This is a genomic window from Joostella atrarenae, from assembly GCF_021764745.1.
Taxonomy (GTDB): domain Bacteria; phylum Bacteroidota; class Bacteroidia; order Flavobacteriales; family Flavobacteriaceae; genus Galbibacter; species Galbibacter atrarenae.
In genome coordinates, this window is record NZ_JAETXX010000007.1 from 92,059 (window position 1) to 119,029 (window position 26,971).

The following is a 26,971-nucleotide window of genomic DNA, read 5'->3' on the forward strand; positions in this document are numbered from 1 at the left end:
ACGCGGTTTTTTTATGCAGTATTCTTATCTTTATAAAAACTGTTATTTATGTCCAACAAAGGATTAATTATAGAAGAACGAGCGCGAGATATCGGCGACTTTTTAGTGGGTAGACTATTACCCTTCAGAAAAAAGAGAATGGTTGGCCCCTTTATTTTTATAGACCATATGGGTCCAGCAACTATCAATGCAGATAATTATGTAAATATCGGGCAGCATCCACACATAGGACTTTCTACGCTTACTTATTTATTTGAAGGCGAAATAAGACATCGTGATAGCATTGGAAGCGACCAAATAATATCGCCTGGTGCTGTAAATTGGATGACAGCTGGAAAAGGAGCTACACATACCGAACATACGCCAGACCACTTAAAAAACACCCAAGATTCTAAAATGCATGGTTTTCAAATTTGGGTTGCCCTCCCAAAAGAATTAGAAAAGATGCATCCAGAATTTCATCATATAGAGAAAAAGGACTTGCCAAAATGGGAAAAAGATGGAGCTAAATTTACCCTCATCGCCGGAGATGGATTTGGTAAAAAATCGCCTGTTCCAGTCCACTCCCCACTTTTTATGATTGAAATAAAAACTAGCAATAGCACCGACCTACAGATTACAGATCAATTAAAAGGAGAAATAGGAATTTGCGTTGTAAAAGGAAGCATCAACGCTTGCGATGAAAAAATAGAAGCTGGTAACATGATTGTTTCTAAAACAGAAGAAACATGTAAAATAACTGTTTCAAAAGAAACACATCTGCTCTTGTTCGGTGGAGAAGCACTCCCTGAAGAAAGATATATTTTTTGGAATTTTGTAGCTTCAGAAAAAGAAACAATTGAAAAAGCTAAACAACGTTGGGCAAATAAAGAATTCCCAAAAGTTAGCAATGATGATAGCTACATAGAAATGCCAACATAAAGACAAATAAAAAAGCCTGTAAGAATTTTATATTGCTTACAGGCTCTTAATATCATTGCTTTTTAAACAAAGGTATTCAGACTACTCATCTCCTATTTTTTCGATAGTTTCGTCTATCTCTTCATTAACTTCAGTATCTACTTCCTCTCCAACACGTTCTAAAACTCCTTTATCTTCTTCCTCTGCTGCAGGAGCTTCTTTAACAATTACTTCTTTTTCTTTCGTAGTCTCTTTACAGGAAACAAAAGCACCAGCTATAACCAATAGCATAGATGCACTTAAAATTATCTTTTTCATTGGTTTATTTTTTTTAGTTATAACTACAATGTAAGAATTAATATCTAAAGTAAAAATTTTCTTGTTAAAAAAATGATGGTTGCTGAATTTAGATTGCATTTTTTAAGCCTTCAAGTTTTATATGAATTGAACTTTACCATACTTTTGTAAAAAATATTACGAGATGACATTTGATGCTTTAAAACCTGAAGTTAACAACATAATTACCAATAAAGATTTATCTGTTAATGCTAGACTAACAAAAGTCTGTGAGCTTTTGCAAGAAAACATAGCATACTACGACTGGGTTGGATTCTATTTTAAAAATGGAGACAAAGAAGAGCTGAAATTAGATGCTTATGCAGGTGAACCTACAGACCACACAATAATTCCTTTTGGCAAAGGTATTTGTGGACAAGTTGCTGTATCGAATGCAAATTTTGTTGTACCAGACGTAAAGGCACAAGACAATTACATAGCATGCAGTATTTTTGTGAAAGCAGAAATTGTAATTCCTCTATTTGTAAACGGAGAAAACATTGGTCAGATTGATATTGATTCTCATACAGCAGATCCTTTTTCTAAGGAAGATGAAGAGTTTTTAGAGTTTGTAAATGAAAAAGTAGCTAGTATACTCTAATTTTAGCCATATCTCCGCTATCAGAAATAAATGAGTTAATTCATAACTATTAATTTAATAACCAAATAAGGGATTCTCGTTTGGATATTTCATTAAAAGAATATTTTTCTTATTTACAAGGCAACTTTTTAATGCAAATAAATTACTTTTGCAAACCTAAATAACACAATAATAATGAGCAATCTAAAGCAAGCTAAATCGGCATTAATTTCTGTTTTTAGCAAAGACGGATTAGAACCCATCGTAAAAAAATTAGACGAATTAGGTGTAACCATCTATTCTACTGGAGGAACTGAAAGTTTCATTAAAGATCTTGGTATCAACGTAATTCCTGTAGAAGATGTAACTAGCTACCCTTCTATATTAGGAGGACGTGTAAAAACATTACACCCTAAAGTTTTTGGAGGAATTCTAAACAGACAAGATCATGAAGGTGATGTTGCTGAGTTAGAAAAGTTCGAAATCCCACAACTAGACATTGTTATTGTAGATTTATATCCTTTCGAAAAAACTGTTGCTAGCGGAGCTAGTGAACAAGATATTATTGAAAAGATAGACATAGGTGGAATTTCTTTAATTAGAGCTGCAGCAAAAAACTTCAAAGATGTAATTTGTGTTTCTTCTATGGAAGATTATGCAGAGTTTTTGGAGGTTATCTCAACTCAAAATGGAGAAACTTCTCTTGCCAACAGAAAACGTTTTGCAGCTAAAGCTTTTAACGTTTCTTCTCATTATGATAGCGCTATTTTTAATTACTTCAATCAAACAGAAGAATTAGAGGCTTTCAAAGTAAGTGAGTCTAAAGGAAAGACTTTACGCTACGGAGAAAACCCTCATCAGAAAGGGTATTTCTACGGAAACTTAGATGAAATGTTCGATAAACTTCACGGGAAAGAACTTTCATATAATAATTTACTAGATGTAGATGCAGCGGTAAATTTAATTGGTGAGTTTAAAAATGACGATCCTACTTTTGCAATTCTTAAACATAATAATGCTTGTGGAGTTGCTACTAGAAAAACTATAAAAGAAGCTTATGTTGATGCATTAGCAGGAGATACTGTTTCTGCATTTGGTGGTGTTTTAATTTCAAATAAAGAAATTGATACCGATACAGCTAATGAAATTCATTCTTTATTCTGTGAAGTAGTAATTGCTCCTTCTTATTCTGATGAAGCATTAGAGATTCTTAAAGGAAAGAAAAATAGAATTATTTTAGTTCAGAAAGATATTGAACTTCCTAAAACAACAGTTCGCTCGAGTTTAAATGGCGTTTTAGTTCAAGAAAAAGACCTTAAAACAGATGTTATTGAAGATCTTTCTTATGAAACCAACAATAAACCTACAGAAAATGAGTTAGAAGACTTAATGTTCGCATCTAAGATATGTAAACATACAAAGTCTAATACTATTGTTTTCGCGAAGAACAAACAACTTTGCGCTAGCGGTACAGGGCAAACAAGTAGAGTGGATGCTTTAAGACAGGCGATTGAAAAGGCACAGTCTTTTAATTTCGACCTTAAAGGGGCAGCAATGGCAAGTGATGCCTTTTTCCCGTTCCCAGACTGTGTTGAGATTGCAGATAAAGCTGGAATTACAGCAGTAATTCAACCAGGAGGTTCGATAAAAGACAAGTTAAGTATCGATTATTGTAATGAAAATAATGTAGCGATGGTATTCACTGGAACACGCCATTTTAAACATTAATTTATTACATTTGAAAGATTATAATTTATTTATTCCCTCTTGGGTTACATTAAGAGGGAATAAATAATAACAAACAATAAGTTCTCAAGTGTAAACTTCGAGATTTTTACCCACACAATGTGGGAATAACCAGATTAATATTAGAATAATTCATGGGATTTTTTGACTTCTTAACCGAAGAGATTGCTATAGATTTAGGAACAGCGAACACGCTGATAATTCATAATGACAAGGTTGTTGTGGATAGCCCTTCTATTGTAGCCAGAGATAGAGTTACTGGCAAAATAATTGCAGTTGGTAAGGAAGCCAGCATGATGCAAGGTAAAACCCATGAAAATATTAAAACAATTAGGCCTTTAAAAGATGGGGTTATAGCCGATTTTGATGCTTCCGAAAAAATGATCAATATGTTCATTAAAGGAATTCCTGCATTAAAAAAACGTTTCTTTCAGCCTACATTAAGAATGGTTATCTGTATTCCTTCTGGGATCACAGAAGTAGAAATGCGAGCGGTAAAAGAATCTGCAGAGCGTGTTAATGGTAAAGAAGTTTACTTAATTCACGAACCTATGGCTGCTGCAATTGGTATCGGTTTAGATATTATGCAACCAAAAGGGAACATGATTGTAGATATAGGTGGTGGAACTACCGAGATTGCAGTTATTGCTCTTGGAGGGATTGTTTGTGATAAGTCCGTTAAAATTGCGGGAGATGTTTTTACGAACGACATAATATATTATATGCGTACGCAGCACAACTTATATGTTGGAGAAACTACTGCTGAAAATATAAAAATTGCTATTGGAGCTGCTACGGAAGATCTTGAGATTCCACCAGAGGAGATGAGTGTTCAAGGACGTGATTTATTAACTGGAAAGCCGAAGCAAGTTCAGATCTCATACCGTGAGATAGCAAAGGCTTTAGATAAATCAATTTTAAGAATTGAAGATGCTGTAATGGAAACATTATCGCAGACTCCGCCAGAATTGGCAGCAGATATTTACAATACTGGAATCTATTTAGCAGGAGGTGGATCTATGCTTCGTGGACTTGATAAACGTATTTCACAAAAAACAGATCTTCCTGTTTATATTGCTGAAGACCCATTAAGAGCCGTAGTAAGAGGAACTGGAATTGCGTTGAAAAACTTAGAAAAGTATAAACCAATCTTGATAAAATAGAATTAGTGAATGCAACAAATAGTCAATTTTCTAATAAGGAATAAAACCTTTATTACCTTTTTATTGCTTTTTTGCTTTTCGCTTTTTCTTACTTTTCAATCACATACTTATCAAAAAGCTAAGTTTATAAATTCAGCGAATTGGGTATCTGGAAAGGTGTACAATGGCTCCAATAATATATCAGATTATTTCCATCTTAAAAAATATAACGAACAATTAGTAGAGGAGAATTTGCGCCTACGCAAAACACTTCTTAACATTCCAGAAGCAGCTATAGACACTACTCAGAGTAAGGACTCGCTTCTTACTGATTATAACTTATACAGCGCTTCAATTATAAAAAACAGCTTTACTAAAAAAAGAAATTACCTCCTTATAAACAAAGGAAGCAGTGATAGTATTAAGCAAGATATGGGTGTTATTACATCGAGAGGTATTGTTGGAATTATAGAAAACACTTCTAATAAGTTTGCAAACGTACAATCGGTGTTAAATTCACTTTCAGAAATAAACGTATCTATTAAGAGCACCAATAATTTTGGATCACTAAAGTGGAACGGAAACAATTATAATACGGTACAATTAGTAGATATATTAAGATCTGCTGAAATAAAAAAAGGAGATACCATAATTACTGGAGGAATGTCTAGCATTTTTCCAAAAGGAATTCCAGTAGGAACTATAAAAAACTTATCATTAGATGCTTCAAAAAACTACTACTTAATTGATGTAGAGCTTTTTAATGATATGACAACTTTAGACCATGTCTATATCATTGAGAATTTAAACAAGGAAGAGATATTAACCCTAGAAAATAGCATCGATGAATAAGACAGCTTTAGTGTTAATACTCCGTTTTATTATATTGGTACTCCTACAAGTTACCATCTTTAATAATATCAATTTCTTAGGATATATTAATCCATATATTTATATCCTTTTTTTAATTCTTTTTCCTTTTGATAAAGACAATAGGATTTTATTTATTTTTTGTTCATTTTTAATAGGACTCACAATAGATATGTTTAGTGATAGTGGCGGTGTACATGCAGCTGCATGTGTAACTACAGCTTATTTTATACCACTAATGATGCGCTCTATTTTTGGTGTTAGCTATGATTATCACAACATTAAAATTGAAAAGACTTACTTCGGACAAAGAATTAATTACCTCATTATCTTAATTTTAACACATCACTTCATTCTATTCAGCCTAGAGATTTTTAGTTTTGCACATATTTTGTTAATTCTAAAAAAAACACTGTTTTCCGCAATATTCACGCTAATTTTGTGTTTAATTTTTATCTCACTGTTTAGTAAGAAGAGTACATGAAAAAATTACTTTTATCATCAATAATTGTTATCATCGCTATTGTTTACATAGGGAGGCTATCTTATTTGCAATTGTTAGACAATAGTAATAAAAACCCACTAAACGATGCTGCAATTAAAGCCGTTTACGATTATCCAGAACGTGGGCATATTTATGATAGGAATGGAAAATTAATGGTTGCCAACCAACCATCGTACGATGTGATGGTTATTCCTAAAGATGTAAAAAAACTAGACACTTTGGAGTTTTGTAATCTTTTGAATATCTCTAAAGAAGATTTTGAAAAGAAATACCATAAAGCAAAAGTTTATTCTCCAAGATTACCATCGGTATTTGTCTCACAACTTTCCAAAAAAGAGTACGCCATTCTTCAAGAGAAAATGCGTAAGTATGAAGGGTTTTATATTCAAAAGAGATCCTTAAGACATTACATGACAAATGTAGGAGCTAATCTACTGGGTTATATTAGTGAAGTAAACGAAAGAGATCTTAAAAAATATAAATATTACCAGTCTGGAGAGTTAATTGGTCGTCAAGGAGTAGAAAAGGAATATGAAGAAACGCTACGTGGTCAAAAAGGGGTTAAATTCATTCAAAAAGACAGATTTAATCGTGTTATTGGGCCTTATAAAGATGGAATATTCGATACGCTTCCGGTACCGGGTAAAGATATTCACCTAACGATTGATAATGACCTTCAAAAATATGGAGAAGAGTTAATGATTCATAAAAGAGGTGGTATTGTAGCTATAGACCCTAAAACTGGAGAAATACTTTCTTTAGTGTCTGCTCCAACCTATGACCCTGAGCTTTTAGTTGGAAGAAAAAGATCAAAGAATTACACAAGACTTTATTATGACTCTATTGCAAAACCACTTTACGACAGAGGACTAAATGCTATGTATCCTCCTGGGTCGCCTTTTAAAACTATAAATGCTCTGATCGGACTTCAAGAGGGAGTTATAGATCCAAGTACTACGTTTACTTGTTACCACGGTTATCGCTACGGGAGAAATTCTTTTATGGGATGCCATTGCGTCTCCGGAACCAGAAATGACTTGAAAAGAGGGATTCAAGAGTCTTGTAATGCCTATTTTGCAAATACCTACAGACGTATAATAGAAAAATACCCAACTTCCGCTGAAGGAATGAATACTTGGGAGAAGCATGTGGAAAGTTTCGGTTTAGGTGATTATCTAGGCTATGATTTACCTACGGGAAAATCTGGTAAAATTCCAGATGCAGATTACTACAATAAAGTATATGGTGAAAGACGCTGGTTTGCTACCAACACACTCTCTAATGCAATTGGACAAGGGGAAGTATTAACAACGCCGATACAATTAGCAAATCTAACTGCGACCATTGCTAATAGAGGTTATTATTACACACCTCATATTATTAAAAAAATCGAAAATGACTCTGTTCCACATAAATTTGTAGAGAAACATCAAACCACTATTGATGCAAAAAACTTCGAACCTGTAGTAAGTGGAATGGCGTCTGTATATACAAACGGAACTGCAAAATGGCTTCAAATTCCTGAAATTAATATTGCAGGAAAAACTGGAACAGCAGAGAATTTCGCCAAAATAGAAGGAAAAAGAGTTCAGCTTACTGACCACTCTATCTTTGTAGCATTTGCTCCTGTAGAAGACCCAAAAATTGCTATTGCTGTATTTGTTGAAAACGGATACTGGGGAAGTAGATGGGCTGGTAAGATTGCTAGTTTGATGATTGAAAAATATATCAAAGGAGAAATCACTAGAACAGATATGGAAGATTATTTATTAGAGGGTAGTCTAGAAGATGAATATGCAAAACCTATCAGCGGAAAATCATTTACAATCAATGATGGAAAAGTATTTATTAAATGGCCTGAAACTGAAAAACCAGTACCCTAAATGAACGATTTCTTAAAAAAAGTAGATTGGATTAGTATTCTTCTTTACGCTATTTTAGTTTTTATCGGTTGGCTTAATATATACTCTGCATCTTATGACGGTGGACTAGATGGTATCATAAACACAGATACTTTCTACGGAAAGCAAATGATATATATTATTGTAAGTTGTATACTCATTATTCTAATTCTTTCGATAGAAGCCAAATTCTATGAACGTTTTTCTAGTCTAATATACCTTATATCACTGCTATCTCTAGCTGGTTTATATGTGTTTGGGAAAAATGTAAATGGAGCAACATCATGGTATTCTATTGGGGGAATGACGTTACAACCATCTGAGTTTGCTAAAGCTGCAACTGCGCTTGCATTAGCTAAATTTTTAAGCGATATTCAAACAGATATTCAGAACCCTAAAGACCTTTTAAAAGCCTTTATAATTATATTTCTCCCTGCATTGCTTATAATTCCTCAACCAGACCCAGGGAGTGCTTTAGTATATGTGGCGTTCTTTTTTGTTTTGTACAGAGAGGGGCTGCATCCTATGTATCTCTTTGTTGGCTTTTTTACAGTTTTATTATTTGTATTCACTTTACTTTTTGGAACAATATGGGTTGGTTTAGGCTGTACTTTACTCTTAGGTTTAATATATTATTTCTTTAAAACGAAGAAGAAAAAAATATCAGGTATCCAACTGCTTATTGTTTTAATCATTTCTATGGTATTCTCCTATTCTGTAGACTTCATTTACAATAATGTATTTGAACAACGCCATAGAGACCGTTTTAGCTTATGGTTGCGATTAGAAGACGACCCAGTGAAACTGGAACAGATAAGAAGAACAATAGGCTACAACACGCATCAATCTGAATCTGCAATTGGTTCTGGTGGACTCATGGGGAAAGGCTTTTTAGAGGGCACAAGAACAAAGGGGAATTTTGTACCTGAACAACATACAGATTATATTTTTAGTACCGTTGGAGAAGAATGGGGATTTGTAGGAACATCGTTAGTAGTTATTCTATTCTCTTTATTGATTTTAAGACTCCTATTTCTTGCTGAAAGACAAAAGTCTACTTTTAGTAGGGTTTATGGATATTCTGTAGCCGCAATCATTTTTTTACACTTTGCAATTAATATTGGGATGGTAATTGGTTTACTTCCTACAGTAGGTATACCACTCCCCTTTTTTAGCTATGGAGGCTCTGGTTTATTAGGATTTACAGTGCTATTATTTATTTTCTTAAAACTCGATGCTAATAGAATTAACGAGTGGATGTAATAATATAAAGATACAGTGAAAATCAAAAAAGCGATTAAGTATTTATTTACTTAATCGCTTTTTTGTTGGCAGTCGATATATTAAGGGCTTACCCCTTTACCTGAACTACTTTATTCTTCTTTATATTATTTATTTTTAAATCCTCTAAGACATTTAAAGCCTCTTCGATATAAACATCTTTAGATAAATTTTTATGCCAACGCTCTCTCTTTTCCTTAAGAATACTGTCTTTAACCATTAACTCATCTTCATAAGGCAATGACTTAAAAGAAAGATCTGTTTGGTAATCAGTGATTTTTCTGAAACGTTTTAACACCTCTTCATCTTTTTCAATCTCTGCTTTATATTCATCGATATTTAAAGGATAGACTTTCTCTTCTTGCTGTGCTTTTACCCACTGAGCATTTTCATCTATAAGCTTCAACTGACTGTTGTTTGCCATACGAGCTTTACTTTTTTCTATTGTTTCTTCATAATCAATATATCCAGCCCAATCTTTATAAGAAACAGCCTCTATTTTATCCCATGGAAGAGGATTCTCTTGATCTTTCTCTCCAATATTGCTATAGCTATATCTGTCTGGAACTACTACATCACTTTTCACTCCTTCAAGCTGTGTAGACCCTCCATTAATTCGATAAAACTTCTGGGTTGTCATTTTTAGAGCTCCAACATCTCCATATTCAGTATTCCCTCTTAAAAATTGATTTAAATCGATTACATTCTGAACAGTTCCTTTTCCATAAGTTTGCTTACTTCCTAAGATAATTGCTCTCTTATAATCCTGCATAGCAGCAGCAAGTATTTCAGAAGCAGAAGCAGAAAGCTCATTAACAAGTATCACCAAAGGACCATCCCATTGCACGCTATCATCTGTATCAGAAAGCACTTCTTTTTTCTGACCAGTAGACTTCACTTGTACAATTGGACCTTCTTTTATAAATAGTCCAGCCATATCTACCACAGTTTTTAAAGAACCTCCTCCGTTATCTCTAAGATCAAGAACAATTCCTTCTACTCCAGCAGCTTTAAGCTCTTCTATTTCTTTAGCAACATCTGATGCTGCATTTCTATTTTTATAATCTTCAAAATCTATATAAAACTTAGGCAAGTTTATAATTCCAAAAGTTCTCTCTCCTTTTTTAACGGTAGAAGATTTAGCATAAGATTCTTCTAACTCTACGATATCACGCTCAATAGCAATTTCATCTACAGTCCCATCTAAACGCTTCATTGTTAATAAAACTTTAGATCCTTTTGGTCCTTTTATTAACTTGACCGCATCTTCTAAACGCATACCTACAACACTCACAGGAGTTTCTCCTTCTTGTCCCACTTTCATAATCTCGTCACCAACTTCCATGTTGTTAGCTCTCCAAGCTGGTCCTCCAGAAATAATTTCAACTATTTTTATATGGTCATTTTTCTTTTGCAATCTAGCTCCAATCCCTTCAAACTTACCAGACATACTAACATCAAATCTTTCTTTATCATCTGGTGCAAAATAAAAAGTATGAGGATCGAATTCTTCAACAATAGAATTGATATACACTACAAACCAATCTTTACGTTGTAAATCTCCCATGAACTCAAAATATTCTGTCAATGTTTTTTGAGTAGCTTCACGGGTTTCTTTTTCTAAAGCAATAGGATCTTTCGGAAGTCCTTCATCTTCATCAGCACTGCTACTCTCTGGATTAACAGGTGTTCCTTTTTCATCTACAACAACTCCATTAACACCATGCTGTGTCATTTCATTCTTAACGTCTTCTTCATTTTCTACATCTTCAGTAGCACTTACATAACGCTCTATAGTAGAAAATTTAAGCTGAGTTCTCCAGCGTTGCCACAACTCATCCTTAGTCTTAGCATAGGATAAATTTTCATAATCCACATCAATTACTTCATCTTCATTATAATCATATGGAGTTTCTAAAACATCTTTATACATTACAGAAGCTTCGTCCATACGCTGCATAAGTCTATCGTATGTTAGGTTAAAGAAAGTAATATCAGATGTTTTTATTTGGTCATCTATCGCAGATCTATATTTACTAAACTCATCGATATCACTTTGCAAGAAATAGCGCTTTAGCGGATCTAAAGCCTCTATATAATTATCATACACGTGTTCAGAAAAATCATCATCTATATCTTTAGGATTAAAATGACCATTTTCTAGCACATAGGATATCAAGTCTAGAAGAAGTTTATCTTTATCTGGATTGTCAAATGTCTTATTCGTAAAACTACAAGATGCAGCAGATATTAATAACGCTGCTAGCAAATACACAAAATTCCTTTTCATTTACATTTTTTTTATAGAGATCTACATCTCTCAAACATTAAATATTTTCATTTATAAAACGAAGTATTTTTAAAATCGATAAACACGAAAATACTTACGTAATTTAATAAAATATACTAACAGAATTCATTTTTATACGTTTTCTCTTAGATTTTATTTTTCCATTTTCTCAGTTAAGATTAACTAAATTAAGGAAAAAATCGTGCCACAACATTACAAATCAACTAATATTTTGTTAAACCCTAATTATTCAGCAATTCTTTAAGAAATCCCTAGATTTACTAGCAATATAACAAGACAATAAAGTAGGCTCTCCATTGGAAATAAACTTCTATGCATGTATAATTACTTTAAGTATTAAAATGATTATTTTAGCAACACAAATGAAATTTGAACATGAAAAAAAGACCCTTAATACTGGTAACAAACGACGATGGAATTACTGCTCCTGGAATTAGAGCATTAATAGATGTAATGAATGAAATCGGTGATGTTATTGTAGTTGCTCCAGACAGCCCTCAAAGTGGAATGGGGCATGCTATTACTGTTAATTCTACTCTTTATTGCAGTCCGATTACAATTAAAGAAGAGGATGTACAATTAGAGTATAGTTGCAGCGGAACCCCTGTAGATTGTGTAAAGTTGGCTGTAAATGAAATTTTAAATAAACGCCCTGATATTTGCGTAAGCGGAATTAATCATGGTTCTAATTCTTCCATCAACGTAATTTACTCTGGAACGATGAGTGCTGCTGTAGAAGCTGGTGTAGAAGGAATCCCTGCAATAGGTTTTTCTTTATGCGATTATTCTTGGGAAGCAGATTTTGAATCCGTAAAAAAATACGTAAAGGCAATTACCATGAATGCTTTAAAAAATGGAATGCCAAAAAATGTAGTTCTAAACGTTAATTTCCCGAAATTAAAAGAAAAAGACATCAAAGGAATTAAGGTTTGTAGACAAGCAAATGCAAGATGGGTTGAAGAGTTTGACAAACGTACCAATCCGATGGGAAGAGAATATTACTGGCTTTCTGGTAAGTTTGTAAATCAAGATAAGGGTGAAGACACAGATGAATGGGCTCTTGCAAACGGATATGTTTCTTTGGTTCCTGTACAGTTTGATTTAACAGCTCATCATGCTATTCAAGATTTAAATACATGGAATTTAAATGACTAAAAAGGAAATATTAATAGGCTTCGCTGTTGGAGTTATAGCTAATATTATAGGAACCTTGTTATATGTTTTACTTTTTTCTGACTTTAGTATTGAAGAAAGTTTTATTATAGCTCGAGAGCAAGGTCAATTTGGTAGTTTATTAGCTTTAGGAGCATTATTAAATCTAGTTGCTTTCTTTGGTTTCATTAAACTTAAGAGAGATCTCCGAGCCAAAGGGGTTTTAATAGCAACTTTCTTGACTGCTTTTATTATCTTGTTATTGAAAATATTTTAAAGTAAAATCTATATCACGTGAAGTATTATATTATTTCTGGAGAAGCTTCTGGAGACTTACATGCCTCTAACCTTGTAAAAGAGCTTACAAAAGTGGACCCCAATGCATCTTTTAGAGGCTGGGGTGGTGATCTTATGCAGGCTGCTGGCGTAGATTTAGTAAAACACTATAAAGATCAGTCTTTTATGGGCTTTTTTGAAGTGGTTATAAATTTGCGTAAGATATTTACAAACATAAAGTTCTGTAAAGAAGATATAGAAAAATACAATCCAGATGTACTCCTATTTATAGATTACTCTGGTTTTAACCTCCGAATTGCAAAGTGGGCAAAACAGCAAAATTATAAAACTTTTTATTATGTATCTCCACAAATATGGGCTTCTAGAGAAAGTAGGATAGAAGCCATAAAAAGAGATGTCGATGAAATGTTTGTGATTCTTCCTTTTGAAAAAGAATTTTACGAAGACAAACATAATTACCCTGTAAACTTTGTTGGTCATCCCCTACTCGATGCAATTGGGAATAGACCACAGGTGCTTCCTGATGACTTTAGGAAAGAAAATAATTTAGATAATAGAGAAATCATAGCATTGCTTCCAGGAAGTAGGAAGCAAGAAATTACAAATATGCTCTCAATAATGTTGAGTGTTGTAGATGATTTTACAGATTATCAATTTGTAATTGCTGGTGCTCCTAGTCAAGAATACCATTTTTATGAGCAATTTATCGGAAAAAAGAACGTTCATTTTGTAACTGGAAAAACCTATGATTTATTAAGTGTTTCCAAAGCTGCTTTGGTAACCAGCGGAACGGCAACCTTAGAAACAGCAATTTTTAAAGTTCCTGAAGTGGTATGTTATAAAGCTAATTGGATAAGTTACCAGATTGCAAAACGTATAATAACCCTTAAGTTTATCTCTTTAGTGAATTTAATAATGGATAAAGAAGTTGTTAAAGAACTTATCCAAGATGATCTAAATACCAAAAATCTAAAAGCAGAATTGACAAAAATTCTTGATCCTCAGATAAGGGAACGCATTTTTTTAGATTATTTTGAATTAGAGAAAAAACTAGGAGGAAAAGGAGCTAGTAAAAATGCAGCCCAACTTATTTACAGTAAAATTTCTTAATTTACCCCCAAACCCAAATTTAAATAATGAAAAAAGTAATTTTAATCCTTTTTATTACAGCTGCAATAGCCTCGTGTAAGTCGACTAAAAAAACAGTTTCTGTAAAGGGAGGAAAGCCTACAAAAAGTGAAGTTTCTTATAAAGAAAGTAAAGGCTCTAAAGAGGCTAATGAAATTATAAAATCTGCATTTTCTTATAACGGTACTCCATATAAATATGGCGGAACTACCAAAAGAGGGATGGATTGCTCGGGTCTTATTTACACTTCTTTTAAGGAGAATGACATCGCATTACAAAGAGCCTCTTATATGATGGCTACTCAAGGAAAGAAAATTAAGTTAAATGCTGTTGAAAAAGGAGATCTCCTATTTTTTACAACCAATAAAAGCAGTCGTAAAATAAACCATGTTGGCCTTGTTGTAGACGTAAAAGGGAATGATATTCGTTTTATTCACTCCACAACATCGCGAGGAGTTTTAGTATCCTCATTAAGTGAAGGTTACTGGAATTATGCTTTTAATCACGCCAGAAGAGTTTTATAGATTATTTTTTATATATTTAGTGTTTAAGCGCTGTGAAAACACTAAAATATCCTATTTTAAAACTCCTAATTTTCCTCTTACTAGGAATTTATAGCGGCTATACTTTTGAAATAGAACTACAGTATACTTTATATCTATTATCTTCATTTATAATAGTTTCACTACTATTTTCCTATCATAAAAAGATTGCCACCAGCACAATCTATAGTTTACTACTACTAGCTACAGTTTTCTTAATTGGAGTACTAAATGCTACTATTCATTCTGACCAAAATCCAGAACACTATTCAAAAAAATACCAATTAGGAGACTCTATATTTTTAAAAATCTCTAAGCAACTTAAACATAGTGATTATTATTATAAATATGAAGCAAATGTATATCGCATCAATAACAAAAAAAGCAATGGTAATATTATCCTTAATTTAGTTCGGGATAGCATTTCCGAGAAGAACTTACCAAAGACTGACTTTGAATATAGTACGAACACTCTCCTAAAAGAGGTGAATGCACCACTAAATCCGCATCAATTCGACTATAAAAAGTATTTGGCTACGCAACAGATCTATCATCAGTTAACTACTAAATCAAACGAATTAAAACGCATTCCTAACTCCCATAAAACAATTAGAGGGTATGCAGCTATATTTAGAGAAACTATCAACAAAAAACTCTCCAAATACCCTTACAAAGAAGAAATAGCTGTAGTAAACGCTCTTTTATTAGGACAACGAGAAGGAATATCAAAAGACGTTTATCAAGAATATGCAGCAGCTGGAGCAATACACTTATTAGCTATTTCTGGTTTACACATTGGAATTCTATACTTACTACTGAGTTTTTTATTAAAACCCTTAAATAGAATAAAGCATGGTAAGACTATAAAAGTGATAATAATAATTACACTGCTATGGATCTTTGCTATAATAGCTGGATTGAGTCCTTCTATTGTCCGTTCGGTAACTATGTTCACCTTCATAGCATATGCAGAAAAATTAAACAGAGCTAAAAATATAAACCACGCTCTTATTGGGTCTATGTTTATACTTCTTCTAATTAAACCTAGTTTTATATTTGATGTTGGCTTCCAACTAAGTTATGTTGCTGTTTTTGGAATTGTTTGGATCCAACCTACGTTAGTTACGCTATGGAGTCCTAGAAATAAGCTTGTTTTATACTTGTGGAAGCTACTAACAGTGAGTGTCGCCGCTCAACTGAGTGTCTTACCTCTTACACTATATTATTTTCACCAATTCCCAGGATTATTCTTTATTTCCAATTTGGTAATCGTTCCGTTTATAGGTATGCTTTTAGGTTTTGGATTTGTAATTATTCTCCTCGCTCTTTTAAACATTCTCCCAAATTTTATTGCTGAAATATATTTTACGATTATTAAAATCATGAATTTATTTATAGGATGGATTGCTAATCAAGAAGATTTCATCTTTAGGAAAATCTATTTTACTGGAGCTAATCTAATTACAACATCCATATTAATTATTGCCTTGATGATTCTATTGAAGAATTATTCAAAAAGAAATTTAGTAATGAGTATTGGAAGCTTTCTAATGTTCTCATCCACCATTTTATATCAAAACCATCAGTCTCAACTACAAAGCAAATTTACTTTGTTTCATCGGACTAGAATCTCATTATCATCAATACAAAAAGGAAGATTACTTCAGATAAATGACACTTCAGTAGCAACAAAAAACATTATTAAAGCGTATAGCATCGGAGAAAACATAAAAACTATAAGCCATTTGAAGTCGCCACAAATATTTCAGCTTAAAAAGAAGAACTTTACAATTATAGATAGTACAAATGTGTATCAAAAGAATAAAACTGACTTGCTAATACTCACTTATTCTCCTAAGATTAATTTAGAGAGGGTATTATTTCAACTAAAGCCTAACAAAGTTATTGCAGATGGGAGTAACTATAAATCGTTTATAAAAATGTGGAGAGCGAGCTGTATAAAACAAAAAATCCCTTTTCACTATACTGGTGAAAAGGGAGCTTTTATATTAGATTAATTTTGAATAAATACTATTTTATTCCATGCATTTTACGTTTCATCATCGGGTTCAGCAATAATAAGATTAATGCTGCTGTAATTGGAATTATAGTAAAAATAAGGAAGAATGTTGAAAGCCCATAAGCTTCCGATATATCATCAATAAAACTACCTGTTACACCTCCCAATAGGTTTGCTATAGAGTTAGCTCCAAACCATATTCCGAACATCATCCCTACTAATTTAACTGGAGACAATTTACTTACATAAGACAATCCAACAGGAGACACACAAAGTTCTCCTAGTGTATGGAAGAAGTATGCAAACACTAAAAACATTAAACTTACTGAAGCTGTTTGCGCTCCCTCTGGAATTGTATAAGCTCCATAAGATAAAACAGCGAAACCTACTCCTAACAAAATTAAACCAATAGCGAATTTAACTGGACCTGAAGGATTAAATTTACTTTCCCATATTTTTGAGAATAAAGGAGCAAAAAGTATAATAAATAAAGAGTTTAGTACAGAAAACCAAGAAGCAGGAACTTCTGTTGCATCAGCTGAGAATTCTCTTTTCAACATCCATATAACGATTCCCCATATAATAACAAAACTTAAACCTAACCAAACATTAGATAAGGCAAATTTCCCAAACGTTTGTCTAAACAATTGCAATAATACCCAAGTTACTACTAACATAGGCACTATTATTATAATAGCATTGACTATTTTAAATGTTGCAGCTGCACTTCCTTCAAGACCTCTATCTGTATAATCAGCAGCAAAAATAGTCATCGATCCACCTGCCTGTTCAAATGCCCACCAAAAGAAAACAGTAAATAATGCAAAAATAGAAATTACTATTATCCTGTCCTTAACTACTTTAGGTGACTCTTCTTCTACTTTTTTAGCCTTATGATTCTCATCACTAACAATCGCACTCTTTTTTGATTCTTCACTTTGCACAGTAGACAATCCGATATCTCCAAATATCTTTTGAGCAAAGTAAAATTGAAGCATTCCTAAGAACATAAAGATTCCTGCTAAACCAAATCCATAATGCCATCCTACTTTTTCACCAATATAACCACATAATAAAATCCCTAAGAAAGAGCCTGCATTAATACCCATATAAAAAATGGTATATCCAGCATCCTTTTCCTTTCCTTGATTTTTATAAAGTTGCCCAACCATAGAAGAAATGTTTGGCTTAAACAACCCGTTCCCTAGGATTAATCCCAACAAACCAATATAGAAGAAATAATTAGAAAATCCTTCTAATGCCATGGAAGCATGTCCCAAAGTCATTATAAATGCTCCTAGTACTACTGCATTCCTATAGCCTAAAAACTTATCTGCAATAAAACCTCCAATTATTGGTGTTACATATACTAAACTAGTATACCATCCATATAATAAGAGTGCGTCACCTCTTTCCCATCCCCATCCAGCATCTAAAAGTGATGATGTTAAAAATAAAACCAATAGCGCACGCATTCCATAATAAGAAAAGCGTTCCCACATTTCTGTAAAGAACAGAACAAATAACCCCGAAGGGTGACCTAAAACAGTCTTTTGATTTGTTTCTGAACCACCAAATTTAAACTCCATCTATAATTATTTTAATTAGTATTGTTATCGTTAATCTTTTTTGAACTTCTTATTTTTTTGATTCTGCACCTAAATGCTCATCGATAAAGTTGGTCATTTTAGTATATAACTGTAAACGTGTATTACCACCATAAATACCATGGTTTTTATCTGGGTAAATTGCCCAATCAAATTGCTTATTTGCTTGAATAAGCGCTTCTGCCATTCTCATCGTGTTTTGAACATGCACGTTATCGTCTCCAGTTCCGTGGATTAACAAGTAATCGCCTTTTAACAATTCAGGGTAACTTAACGGTGAATTCTCATCATATCCGCTTGCATTTTCCTGTGGAGTTTGCATATATCTTTCTGTATAAATACTGTCATAAAAACGCCAGCTTGTAACTGGAGCAACAGCAATTGCCATACTAAATACATCATTTCCTTTTAAAATACTATTCGTACTCATAAAACCTCCATAACTCCATCCCCAGATACCGATTCTTTCTTTGTCAATATACGGAAGATTTCCTAATTTCTTAGCAACTGCTATTTGGTCTTCTACTTCGTATTTCCCTAATTCTTTATAAGTTACTTTTTTAAACTCAGCTCCTTTAAATCCTGTTCCTCTTCCATCTACACAAGCAATAACATATCCTTTTTCTGCAAGCATTTGGTACCAGTAATCATTAGATGCCATCCATCTATTAGCTACTTGCTGAGAACCTGGTCCAGAATATTGAAACATAAACAATGGATATTCTTTATTTGGATCAAAATCTTTAGGCTTGATAGTCCACATATTTAAATCATTACCATTGATATTAATGGTAGAAAATTCTTTTGGTGAAATTTCATAAGCAGACACTTTTTTAAGCAATGCCTCATTATTTACGATCTCTTTTAACTCTTTTCCAGTTTTACTATCGTTTAATGTATATCTAGCTGGTGTTGAAGCACTAGAATATGAATTGATAAAGTAACTGAAATCGGCACTAAAAGTCGCATTATTTGTTCCTTCTTCAGTAGAAAGTCTTTTTTTACCTTTCCCATTTAGCTTAATGGCATAAACATCTCTGTTTATAGAACCATTCTCTACTGATTGATAAAAGACACGATCGTTCTTTTTATCATATCCATAGTAGTTAGTAACTTCCCAAGGACCTTCTGTTACTTGATTAAGTAATTTCCCTGTTTTGTTGTAGTGATAAATGTGATTATAACCATCTTTTTCACTTGTCCAAATAAAGCTATTATCAGCTAAAAAGGTAAGGTTATCTGTTACATCAATGTATGCCTTGTCTGTTTCATGAAGTACTACTTCAGCACCTTTATTTACATTATAAAAATAAAGCTTTAAATCGTTTTGATGACGATTCATTACTTGTGCACTTAAAACATCTGCATCGTTTGTCCACTCTATTCTAGGAATATAATAAGCATCATTCAATGCTACTTCTTCTGTTTTCTTTGCAGCAACATCATAAGTAAAAAGGCTTACTTTTGAGTTGTTTTCTCCTGCTTTAGGGTACTTAAACTCATGTTGTGTAGGGTAAAGTGTTTTACCATAAACATCCATTGAAAATTCTGGAACTTCTCTTTCATCAAAACGAATGTAAGCTAAATAAGTTCCTGTTTTATTCCAATCGAAAGCTCTTACAAAAGCAAATTCTTCTTCATACACCCAATCGGTAACCCCATTGATGATTTTATTCTTCTCACCATCTGTAGTCACTTGAGAAGTACTCCCATCACCTAGGTTTTTTATATAAATATTATTTTCGAAAACATAAGCTACTTTAGAGCCATCTGGAGAAAGTGTTGGCTCTTGTATTTTATCTTCTGAAATTAGTTCAACTTCTTTTGAAGCGATATCATACACATAAAATTTCCCTAAAGTAGACCTTCTAAAAATTGATTCTACATCTGTTGCCAAAATCAACTTTGACTCATCTTCACTAAATGTGTAAGATGAAAAATATTTAATTCCATCTAAATCCGCAGAAGAAACGATGGTTTCTACTTTCTCTAAAGTCTCATAATTGTATTTATCGATTGCAGAACTTTTAGAACTTCTATCAAAATTTAAAACAGTGTATTGCTTACCATCTTTCATGGAGTGTAAAACATCCATTCCTTCGGTGCGAAAAGCACCTCCCCATATTTCTTCTAATGTAATTTTTTTATCTTGTGCAGTTGTTGTGAGGGAAACTAATCCTATCATTACTAGGAGTAACGTATAATGTCTCTTCATTAAATTGTTATGTATTGATTAAAAAACCGTCAAGTTTACTAAAAATTTCACATATACGATAACTTTTGACGTTAAACATTACTTATAATAAGGACTTATAAGGTTTAATTAATAATTTTTCTATTTACTGTAGGCAGTAGGCTACAAAGTGGGTTATAATATGAATATAAACAAAGCAAGCCCCACAAAAAATAAGTTCCAATTACATTACACAGATCAATACTATTACTAAAATAAGTAGTCTTTTTAGTTCTTATCTTCTCCAATGAGAATCATTATCTTTGCCATTTAATAATCATACATTCAAATGGCAATACCTGTAAACGGATTTTCTAAGCTTACCAAAGATCAAAAAATTGAGTGGCTTGCAAAGAATCATTTTATAAACAAAGAAGAAGGAAAAACAATAGTAGCTCAATATTGGAATAGCGATGCTAAGCTCCAATTGCTTCATGATGAATTTATAGAAAATACCATTTCTAATTTTTACCTTCCTCTAGGAATCGCTCCAAATTTTTTAATCAATGGAAAGTACCACACCATCCCAATGGCCATTGAAGAAAGTTCTGTTGTAGCCGCAGCAGGTAAAGCTGCCAAATACTGGCAACAACGTGGAGGCTTTAAAACAGAAGTTCTAGGCACTGAAAAAATAGGTCAGGTACATTTCATGTTTTATGGTGACAACTCTAAATTAGAGACTTTCTTTTCAGAAATAAAATCAAAATTAATTGCTTCCACAAACGACATTACAGAGAATATGCGTAAGCGTGGTGGTGGGATTACAGATATAACTTTAAGAAATAAAGCTTCTAAACTTAACAGCTACTACCAGCTTCATTGTACTTTTGAAACGTTGGACGCAATGGGAGCTAACTTTATAAACTCCTGTTTAGAGCGTATTGCAAAGACTTTTAAAGAAGAAGCTCAACACTTTTCTTTATTTACTACTGAAGAAAAAGATCTTGAAATAGTGATGAGTATCCTTTCCAATTATGTTCCTAATTGCATTGTAAAGGCTTCTGTAAGTTGCAAGGTTGAAGATTTAAATGAAGACAAAAACTTAACTCCTAAAGCTTTTGCTGAAAAGATTGTTCGTGCGGTTGCCATTGCAAATGCAGAACCACACAGGGCAGTTACACATAATAAAGGGATTATGAATGGTATTGATGCCGTTGTACTAGCTACTGGAAATGATTTTAGAGCTATTGAAGCTGGAGCTCATGCTTACGCTGCAAAATCTGGAAGCTACAAAAGCTTAACTCATGCAGAGATTGAAAATGGTATTTTCAAGTTTTGGATAGAAATTCCATTAGCAATTGGAACTGTTGGCGGGCTCACAAGCTTACATCCTTTGGTGAAATTATCATTAGAAATTTTAGAAAAACCTTCAGCAGAAGAATTAATGCAAATAATTGCTGTAGCTGGTTTAGCTCAAAACTTTGCTGCATTACGATCTCTTGTTACAGACGGTATTCAGAAAGGACATATGAAAATGCATCTTATGAATATCTTAAATCAACTGGGAGCTACTGCAAAAGAGAAAGAATACTTTGTAACTTATTATAAAGACAAAACCATTACTCATAGCGGAGTAATTAGTGCTTTTAACTCATTAAGAGAAAAAGATGCCTCATAAATATCATAGCAACGGTAAGTTATTAATTACAGGGGAATACACTGTTTTAGATGGTGCTAAAAGCTTAGCGCTACCAACCAAATTTGGACAAACATTAACTGTTGAAGAAACAGAAAGTAAAACCATTTTATGGAAAGCCCTTCGTCATAACAATGAAGAGTGGTTTACAACAGAAATAGACCTTCTGAGACTAGAAAATAAAACTGAAGATGCTATAATAAACACAACTAACAATCAGATCACAGAAACATTACTTAATATATTAACCGAAGCAAAGCTTCTAAACCCTAGTTTTTTAAAAGGATCTAAAGGAGTTAAAGTCATTACAAAACTGGAATTTCCAGAAAATTGGGGATTGGGTTCTTCCTCTACACTAATTAACAACATAGCATCTTGGGCAAATGTAAATGCTTTTACTTTGCTATGGAATAGCTTTTCTGGAAGTGGGTATGATATTGCTTGCGCACAAAATGATAGTCCCATAGTTTATAAATTAGAACATAAAAACCCACAAATAGAAACTGTAAAATTTGATCCTGCTTTTAAAGATCAGCTGTTTTTTATCCACTTGAATAAAAAACAAAATAGCAGGGAAGGAATTGATAGGTATCGTAAAACTACATCTTTAGAAGATAAAGCTAAAGCAATAAAAAGCATCGATATAATTACTGAAAAAATACAAAACGCACAAAACCTAACTCTATTTGAAAACCTCCTTAAAGAACACGAAGAAGTAATAGCCTCTATCATTAAACTACAGCCTGTAAAAGACTACCTTTTTAAGGACTTTAAAGGTGAAATTAAAAGCCTTGGAGCGTGGGGAGGAGATTTTATATTAGCAACTGGAGAAAAAGCTTATATAACCAATTACTTCAATGAAAAAGGATATCACACTATTCTCTCTTATAAAGAAATGATTGCATAAAAAAAGCTCCCTTCAAAGGGAGCTTTTTTATTATGATCTATTTTTAAACAGCATTTACATTAGTAAATATCTGCTCTTTCATCTTCAATTTCTGCAGCATTTTTCAATGCATTATAAGCAGCCAAACTTGCTCTATTTCTATTAAGTGATTTTTGAGTGTTTGCGTATGTAGTATAGTTCTCTAAAGAAGGAGCTATCTCCTTTTTAGTAACAGAAACCATAAATACTCCATTTTCACCTTCAATTAAACCAGAAGTCTCTCCATTAGAAAGTGCCATTGCAGTACCTACAACTTTAGGCTCTCTACCAGCACCAGCTATTGTTGGTGTCTTCATAGTAAGTCCAGAACCAGCAGTCACATTAACATTATTAGTCTTAGCAAATTCGTCTAAAGATTTTCCAGCATTCTCTTTCATGATAATTGCTGCTTTCTTTTGTTTTCTTAAGATTGGTAAAACTTGAGCAGAAGCATCTTTAGCAGTTGCTAAACCAGCTTTTCTAATTCCAGTTAACTGCACTATTGCGTATCCGCTTGGCGTATTAAAACGCTTAACATCTCCAACTTCAGTTTCAGCATTAAAAGCCCATTGTACAATACTACGTTGGTTTCCAACTCCAGGTACATTTTCATCTAAAGCTTGAATTTTATTTACAGGACGTACAGAGTAGTTTGATTCTTTAGCTATTGCTTGGAAATCTCCTTCTGCAGCAGCCATTTCAAATTTTGTAGTTTCTGTATAAAGATCGCTAGTAGTTCTTTCTGATGGCTCGATTTCTCTCGCTACAGTTGCTAATTGAACAACGTCGTATTTATCTTCAACTTTAATAATATGAAAACCAAAATCTGTTTCAACCAATCCGATAGATCCGATTTCGTTATCAAAAATATAATCATTAAAAGCAGGAACCATTTGCCCTTCAGGAATATCATCATAAGTTCCTCCACGGCTAGCAGAACCAGGATCTTCAGAATTTTCTCTTGCCAAAGTAGCAAAATCATCTGGATTAGATTTTACTTGAGCTAAAAGAGATTTTGCTTTAGCCTCTGCCTCTTCTTTAGTTCTTGGCTCAGAAGGCTGCGCTTGAGAACCATCATAAGAGATAAGAATATGACTTGCTTTTACAGAACCACCTTTTTTCTTAGCCACCATTCTAGTGATTTTAAAGAAATCTCCATCTTTATATGGCCCATAAACCTCACCAACAGGAAGGTTATAAAGTGTATCTGCGAATGCTATAGGCAAATCTTTTTTCGCCAAATAAGTCGTATCATTCTTTATATCGGAATTTCTACTTACGAAGTCTTGAATATTTGTAGTCGTTTTAAACCCAGCTACAGTATCGTTATTCTTAGTAGTTTCGTTATAAACAACACTATTCTTTAAAAGTTTAGCTAAACTAGCTTTTGCTTCATTGATATCTTCATCAGAAGCTTTCTCTTCGAAATATACATAACGAATGTCTCTAGAAGCCTCTTGATCAAATTCATTTTTGTGTTCCTTAACGTAAGCATTGATCTCACTATCTGAAACATTAATTGTACTATCTGCAATAGAAGTGTAAGGTACACGTACATATTTTACGTCTACTTTATCACTTTCTAAATGATAAGCTAATTCTCCTTCTTTTAAAGTAGTTCCTACACCAGCTTTTATTAAGTTGAAGTAAGACTGCTCTTTAGAAGCATTGATTAATGCATCTTCTTGTAATTGCCATTGTTGATATCCTGCTGGATTGTTCGCTTGTAAGTCAGCAATAAATTCGATGAATTTCCCTTCATCAAAAACACCAGCTTCATTTTGAAAAGTAGGATCTGAAGCGAAAGCAGGATTTGCTTTAACAACTTCTAATATCTGATCTTTCTCAATATTAATACCAAGATCTTCGAATTCTTGCTCTAAAACAATATTTCTAACTTCTTGATTCCATACTTGGTTTACAACTTGAACTGTAGTAGCATTTGCACCATACCTTCTGGAAGCGTTCTCCACCTTGTACGCGAACTCTTGTCGCGAAATACTTTCTCCATTTACTTCTCCTACAGTTGTTTTCCCAGTACCTGAACTATTACTAAAAACTCCGGAAATAACAAATGAAAATAAAGCCAAACCTATCACTAAAATTAAGATTAGTGAACGACTTCTAATTTTTTCTAGAATTGCCATTTATCAATACAATTTATTAAATTAATGTGGGCGAAAATACCACTTTTTTGGAATAATAAAAACCTGAAGATGCAATTATTAAGGATTTTATTAAATATGATTCATAAATAGGTGACTATTACCTAAAAAATAGACTACAAATTGCTATAATTTCAATAGATTCGGCACTATTTAACGAAAAAAAGGAGAAGACGCTAAGCTTCTAACTTCGTAATAAAACTAGTCGTCTTCACGCAATTTAAGAGATACAAGATCTATTTTTGTATTACTAACCTCAAGGATTGTAAATTGATATTCTTCTATGTTTACAACTTCTTCTTTTGAAGGGATTTCTCCAAGATGACTCACTATAAGCCCCCCTAAAGTTTCATAATTCTCACCTTCTGGTAAATCCAGCTTGTATTCTTCATTTAAATAATCGACTTCTAACCTTGCAGAAAACTTATACTCTCTCTCATTTAACTGTTCTTCTATAAGTTCCACACTATCATGCTCATCTTCTATCTCTCCGAATAATTCCTCTACAATATCCTCTACTGTCATAATCCCAGAAGTTCCTCCGTATTCATCTAAAACCACAGCGATACTCTTTCTCTTCTTTATAAGAATCTCGAGCACATCGCTTATTAGTATAGTTTCGGGAACATATTCCACTGGCATCATTACAGACTTAATGTCTGCTGGTTTTTTAAATAAATCAAATGAATGCACATAACCAATAATATCATCAATTGTTTCTTTGTACACCAAGATTTTAGAAAAACCTGTTTCAGTAAAAATCTTACTTATTCCTTTAGGGAGCTCCTCTAATTCTACAGCAGTAATTTCCGTTCTAGGAATCATTACTTCCCGAGCCTTTACTTCTGCAAATTCCAAAGCATTTTGAAAAAGCTGAATCTCAGAATCCATATCATCTTCTTCATTTGCAGCTTCCATTTGTTCAGAAATGTAATCCCCTAACTCCACTTTACTAAAAGCTAGCTGCACATCATCTCCATCAGTCTTAAAAAACACTTTTAAAACTAGATCTGAAATCCATATAATAAAGGAAGAAATAAAAGAAAACAACATATAAAATATATATGCTGGAATTGCAAAAATCTTAAGCAAGCTATTGGCATAGATTTGAAAAAAAACCTTCGGAAGAAACTCTGCTGTGATAAGAATTATCAAAGTAGAGATTACAGTTTGAACTAAAATAATATTAAAAGGAAGGCTTTCTCTCCCTATATATTCTGGATATAGAGAATTTATAATTACCTCTCCCATATAAATACCATAGACAACTAGCGCTATGTTATTCCCCACAAGCATAGTGGCAATAAACTTTGAAGGTTTCTTAGTAAGTTTCGTTAAAACCTTAGCTAAAACACCTCCTTGCTTTTTCTCTATTTCTATATGTATTTTATTTGAAGAAACATACGCTATCTCCATCCCAGAAAAGAATGCAGATAAGATAAGAGATACAATTATAATAATTATGTCGATTTGCATCTATTCTTTGTTTTGCCTACCTCCAAATCTTTTACGGTAATACCTTCTAAAGAAAAACATTCCAATAGAAATAACAGCAAAAAACAAGAACAAATATGCTCTGTTTCGATCAACACTCCATTGCTGCACTACTTCTACCACAGAAATAACAGCAACAACAAGGTAAGCAATCTCAAAAATTTTAAAATACTTCATGTTTATTTTTATAAGAAAATAGA

At 33.0% G+C, this 26,971-nt stretch carries 21 protein-coding genes; 14 read left to right on the plus strand and 7 right to left on the minus strand.

All coding sequences use genetic code 11. From position 1 onward, the window contains the following. Positions 1 to 48: 48 nt before the first annotated feature. Positions 49 to 921, plus strand: coding sequence for a pirin family protein (locus JM658_RS11405; protein WP_236959395.1), 873 nt, complete (start codon positions 49 to 51; stop codon positions 919 to 921). Positions 922 to 1,002: 81 nt separating this feature from the next. Here the strand turns inward: JM658_RS11405 and JM658_RS11410 are convergent, their stop codons facing one another. Next, complete coding sequence (locus JM658_RS11410) at positions 1,003 to 1,218, minus strand: hypothetical protein (RefSeq protein ID WP_236959396.1); 216 nt, start codon at positions 1,216 to 1,218, stop codon at positions 1,003 to 1,005. A gap of 163 nt (positions 1,219 to 1,381) precedes the next feature. Here JM658_RS11410 and JM658_RS11415 point away from each other — a divergent pair, with 163 nt between their 5' ends. The 6 genes from JM658_RS11415 (at position 1,382) to rodA (ending at position 9,243) form a co-directional block, all read left to right on the plus strand. Then, on the plus strand, positions 1,382 to 1,837 hold the full coding sequence (locus tag JM658_RS11415; protein WP_236959397.1) for a GAF domain-containing protein: 456 nt from the start codon (positions 1,382 to 1,384) through the stop codon (positions 1,835 to 1,837). Positions 1,838 to 2,011: 174 nt separating this feature from the next. Continuing rightward, a complete protein-coding gene (gene purH, locus JM658_RS11420; protein ID WP_236959398.1) occupies positions 2,012 to 3,544 on the plus strand; it encodes a bifunctional phosphoribosylaminoimidazolecarboxamide formyltransferase/IMP cyclohydrolase in 1,533 nt (510 codons plus the stop codon). Between the two features lie 152 nt (positions 3,545 to 3,696). Then, complete coding sequence (locus JM658_RS11425; RefSeq protein ID WP_236959399.1) at positions 3,697 to 4,725, plus strand: rod shape-determining protein; 1,029 nt, start codon at positions 3,697 to 3,699, stop codon at positions 4,723 to 4,725. Positions 4,726 to 4,734: 9 nt separating this feature from the next. Then, a complete protein-coding gene (gene mreC / locus JM658_RS11430) occupies positions 4,735 to 5,556 on the plus strand; it encodes a rod shape-determining protein MreC (RefSeq protein WP_236959400.1) in 822 nt (273 codons plus the stop codon). 498 nt (positions 5,557 to 6,054) lie between these two features. Further along, complete coding sequence (gene mrdA / locus JM658_RS11440; RefSeq protein WP_236959402.1) at positions 6,055 to 7,962, plus strand: penicillin-binding protein 2; 1,908 nt, start codon at positions 6,055 to 6,057, stop codon at positions 7,960 to 7,962. Further along, the gene (gene rodA / locus JM658_RS11445; RefSeq protein WP_236959403.1) at positions 7,963 to 9,243 is read left to right on the plus strand and encodes a rod shape-determining protein RodA; all 1,281 of its coding nucleotides are present in this window, start codon (positions 7,963 to 7,965) and stop codon (positions 9,241 to 9,243) included. It abuts the gene before it with no gap. A gap of 88 nt (positions 9,244 to 9,331) precedes the next feature. Here the strand turns inward: rodA and JM658_RS11450 are convergent, their stop codons facing one another. Next, positions 9,332 to 11,551, minus strand: coding sequence for a carboxy terminal-processing peptidase (locus JM658_RS11450; protein ID WP_236959404.1), 2,220 nt, complete (start codon positions 11,549 to 11,551; stop codon positions 9,332 to 9,334). Between the two features lie 396 nt (positions 11,552 to 11,947). Between JM658_RS11450 and surE the strand changes: the two genes are divergently transcribed. From surE to JM658_RS11475, 5 genes are read left to right on the plus strand one after another with little or no spacing between them, the layout of a single operon-like run. After that, the gene (surE, locus tag JM658_RS11455; protein ID WP_236959405.1) at positions 11,948 to 12,727 is read left to right on the plus strand and encodes a 5'/3'-nucleotidase SurE; all 780 of its coding nucleotides are present in this window, start codon (positions 11,948 to 11,950) and stop codon (positions 12,725 to 12,727) included. Further along, on the plus strand, positions 12,720 to 13,001 hold the full coding sequence (locus JM658_RS11460) for a hypothetical protein (RefSeq protein ID WP_236959406.1): 282 nt from the start codon (positions 12,720 to 12,722) through the stop codon (positions 12,999 to 13,001). The genes surE and JM658_RS11460 overlap by 8 nt, the downstream gene beginning before the upstream one ends. Before the next feature lie 17 nt (positions 13,002 to 13,018). Beyond that, entirely contained in the window at positions 13,019 to 14,131 is a 1,113-nt protein-coding gene (gene lpxB, locus JM658_RS11465) for a lipid-A-disaccharide synthase (protein ID WP_236959407.1), read from the plus strand. A gap of 26 nt (positions 14,132 to 14,157) precedes the next feature. Further along, positions 14,158 to 14,673, plus strand: a complete 516-nt coding sequence (locus tag JM658_RS11470) for a C40 family peptidase (RefSeq protein WP_236959408.1) — start codon at positions 14,158 to 14,160, stop codon at positions 14,671 to 14,673. A 32-nt stretch (positions 14,674 to 14,705) separates the two neighbouring features. Beyond that, positions 14,706 to 16,709, plus strand: coding sequence for a ComEC/Rec2 family competence protein (locus tag JM658_RS11475; protein ID WP_236959409.1), 2,004 nt, complete (start codon positions 14,706 to 14,708; stop codon positions 16,707 to 16,709). Between the two features lie 13 nt (positions 16,710 to 16,722). On the opposite strand, the gene JM658_RS11480 is transcribed toward JM658_RS11475, so the two are convergent. Together JM658_RS11480 and JM658_RS11485 are read right to left on the minus strand one after the other, a co-directional pair. After that, a complete protein-coding gene (locus JM658_RS11480; protein WP_236959410.1) occupies positions 16,723 to 18,300 on the minus strand; it encodes a peptide MFS transporter in 1,578 nt (525 codons plus the stop codon). Between the two features lie 49 nt (positions 18,301 to 18,349). After that, complete coding sequence (locus JM658_RS11485; protein WP_236959411.1) at positions 18,350 to 20,533, minus strand: S9 family peptidase; 2,184 nt, start codon at positions 20,531 to 20,533, stop codon at positions 18,350 to 18,352. 307 nt (positions 20,534 to 20,840) lie between these two features. Here JM658_RS11485 and JM658_RS11490 point away from each other — a divergent pair, with 307 nt between their 5' ends. Next, positions 20,841 to 22,169, plus strand: a complete 1,329-nt coding sequence (locus tag JM658_RS11490) for a hydroxymethylglutaryl-CoA reductase, degradative (protein ID WP_236959412.1) — start codon at positions 20,841 to 20,843, stop codon at positions 22,167 to 22,169. Further along, positions 22,159 to 23,094 carry a GYDIA family GHMP kinase gene (locus tag JM658_RS11495; RefSeq protein WP_236959413.1) on the plus strand — a complete coding sequence of 312 codons (936 nt, stop codon included), beginning with the start codon at positions 22,159 to 22,161 and terminating at the stop codon, positions 23,092 to 23,094. The genes JM658_RS11490 and JM658_RS11495 overlap by 11 nt, the downstream gene beginning before the upstream one ends. 59 nt (positions 23,095 to 23,153) lie before the next feature. Here JM658_RS11495 and JM658_RS11500 read toward each other — a convergent pair whose 3' ends face one another. The 3 genes from JM658_RS11500 to JM658_RS11510 form a co-directional block, all read right to left on the minus strand. Continuing rightward, positions 23,154 to 25,259 carry a peptidylprolyl isomerase gene (locus tag JM658_RS11500; protein ID WP_236959414.1) on the minus strand — a complete coding sequence of 702 codons (2,106 nt, stop codon included), beginning with the start codon at positions 25,257 to 25,259 and terminating at the stop codon, positions 23,154 to 23,156. A gap of 219 nt (positions 25,260 to 25,478) precedes the next feature. Then, positions 25,479 to 26,753 carry a hemolysin family protein gene (locus JM658_RS11505; RefSeq protein ID WP_236959415.1) on the minus strand — a complete coding sequence of 425 codons (1,275 nt, stop codon included), beginning with the start codon at positions 26,751 to 26,753 and terminating at the stop codon, positions 25,479 to 25,481. Next, positions 26,754 to 26,948, minus strand: coding sequence for a hypothetical protein (locus JM658_RS11510; protein WP_236959416.1), 195 nt, complete (start codon positions 26,946 to 26,948; stop codon positions 26,754 to 26,756). Positions 26,949 to 26,971 lie beyond the last annotated feature (23 nt).

Bases quoted from the DNA above. Each gene is read 5' to 3' on its own strand.
- JM658_RS11405 (WP_236959395.1), top strand. From the start codon at position 49: ATGTCCAACAAAGGATTAATTATAGAAGAACGAGCGCGAGATATCGGC.
- JM658_RS11410 (WP_236959396.1), bottom strand. From the start codon at position 1,218: ATGAAAAAGATAATTTTAAGTGCATCTATGCTATTGGTTATAGCTGGT.
- JM658_RS11415 (WP_236959397.1), top strand. From the start codon at position 1,382: ATGACATTTGATGCTTTAAAACCTGAAGTTAACAACATAATTACCAAT.
- purH (WP_236959398.1), top strand. From the start codon at position 2,012: ATGAGCAATCTAAAGCAAGCTAAATCGGCATTAATTTCTGTTTTTAGC.
- JM658_RS11425 (WP_236959399.1), top strand. From the start codon at position 3,697: ATGGGATTTTTTGACTTCTTAACCGAAGAGATTGCTATAGATTTAGGA.
- mreC (WP_236959400.1), top strand. From the start codon at position 4,735: ATGCAACAAATAGTCAATTTTCTAATAAGGAATAAAACCTTTATTACC.
- mrdA (WP_236959402.1), top strand. From the start codon at position 6,055: ATGAAAAAATTACTTTTATCATCAATAATTGTTATCATCGCTATTGTT.
- rodA (WP_236959403.1), top strand. From the start codon at position 7,963: ATGAACGATTTCTTAAAAAAAGTAGATTGGATTAGTATTCTTCTTTAC.
- JM658_RS11450 (WP_236959404.1), bottom strand. From the start codon at position 11,551: ATGAAAAGGAATTTTGTGTATTTGCTAGCAGCGTTATTAATATCTGCT.
- surE (WP_236959405.1), top strand. From the start codon at position 11,948: ATGAAAAAAAGACCCTTAATACTGGTAACAAACGACGATGGAATTACT.
- JM658_RS11460 (WP_236959406.1), top strand. From the start codon at position 12,720: ATGACTAAAAAGGAAATATTAATAGGCTTCGCTGTTGGAGTTATAGCT.
- JM658_RS11470 (WP_236959408.1), top strand. From the start codon at position 14,158: ATGAAAAAAGTAATTTTAATCCTTTTTATTACAGCTGCAATAGCCTCG.
- JM658_RS11480 (WP_236959410.1), bottom strand. From the start codon at position 18,300: ATGGAGTTTAAATTTGGTGGTTCAGAAACAAATCAAAAGACTGTTTTA.
- JM658_RS11485 (WP_236959411.1), bottom strand. From the start codon at position 20,533: ATGAAGAGACATTATACGTTACTCCTAGTAATGATAGGATTAGTTTCC.
- JM658_RS11490 (WP_236959412.1), top strand. From the start codon at position 20,841: ATGGCAATACCTGTAAACGGATTTTCTAAGCTTACCAAAGATCAAAAA.
- JM658_RS11495 (WP_236959413.1), top strand. From the start codon at position 22,159: ATGCCTCATAAATATCATAGCAACGGTAAGTTATTAATTACAGGGGAA.
- JM658_RS11500 (WP_236959414.1), bottom strand. From the start codon at position 25,259: ATGGCAATTCTAGAAAAAATTAGAAGTCGTTCACTAATCTTAATTTTA.
- JM658_RS11505 (WP_236959415.1), bottom strand. From the start codon at position 26,753: ATGCAAATCGACATAATTATTATAATTGTATCTCTTATCTTATCTGCA.
- JM658_RS11510 (WP_236959416.1), bottom strand. From the start codon at position 26,948: ATGAAGTATTTTAAAATTTTTGAGATTGCTTACCTTGTTGTTGCTGTT.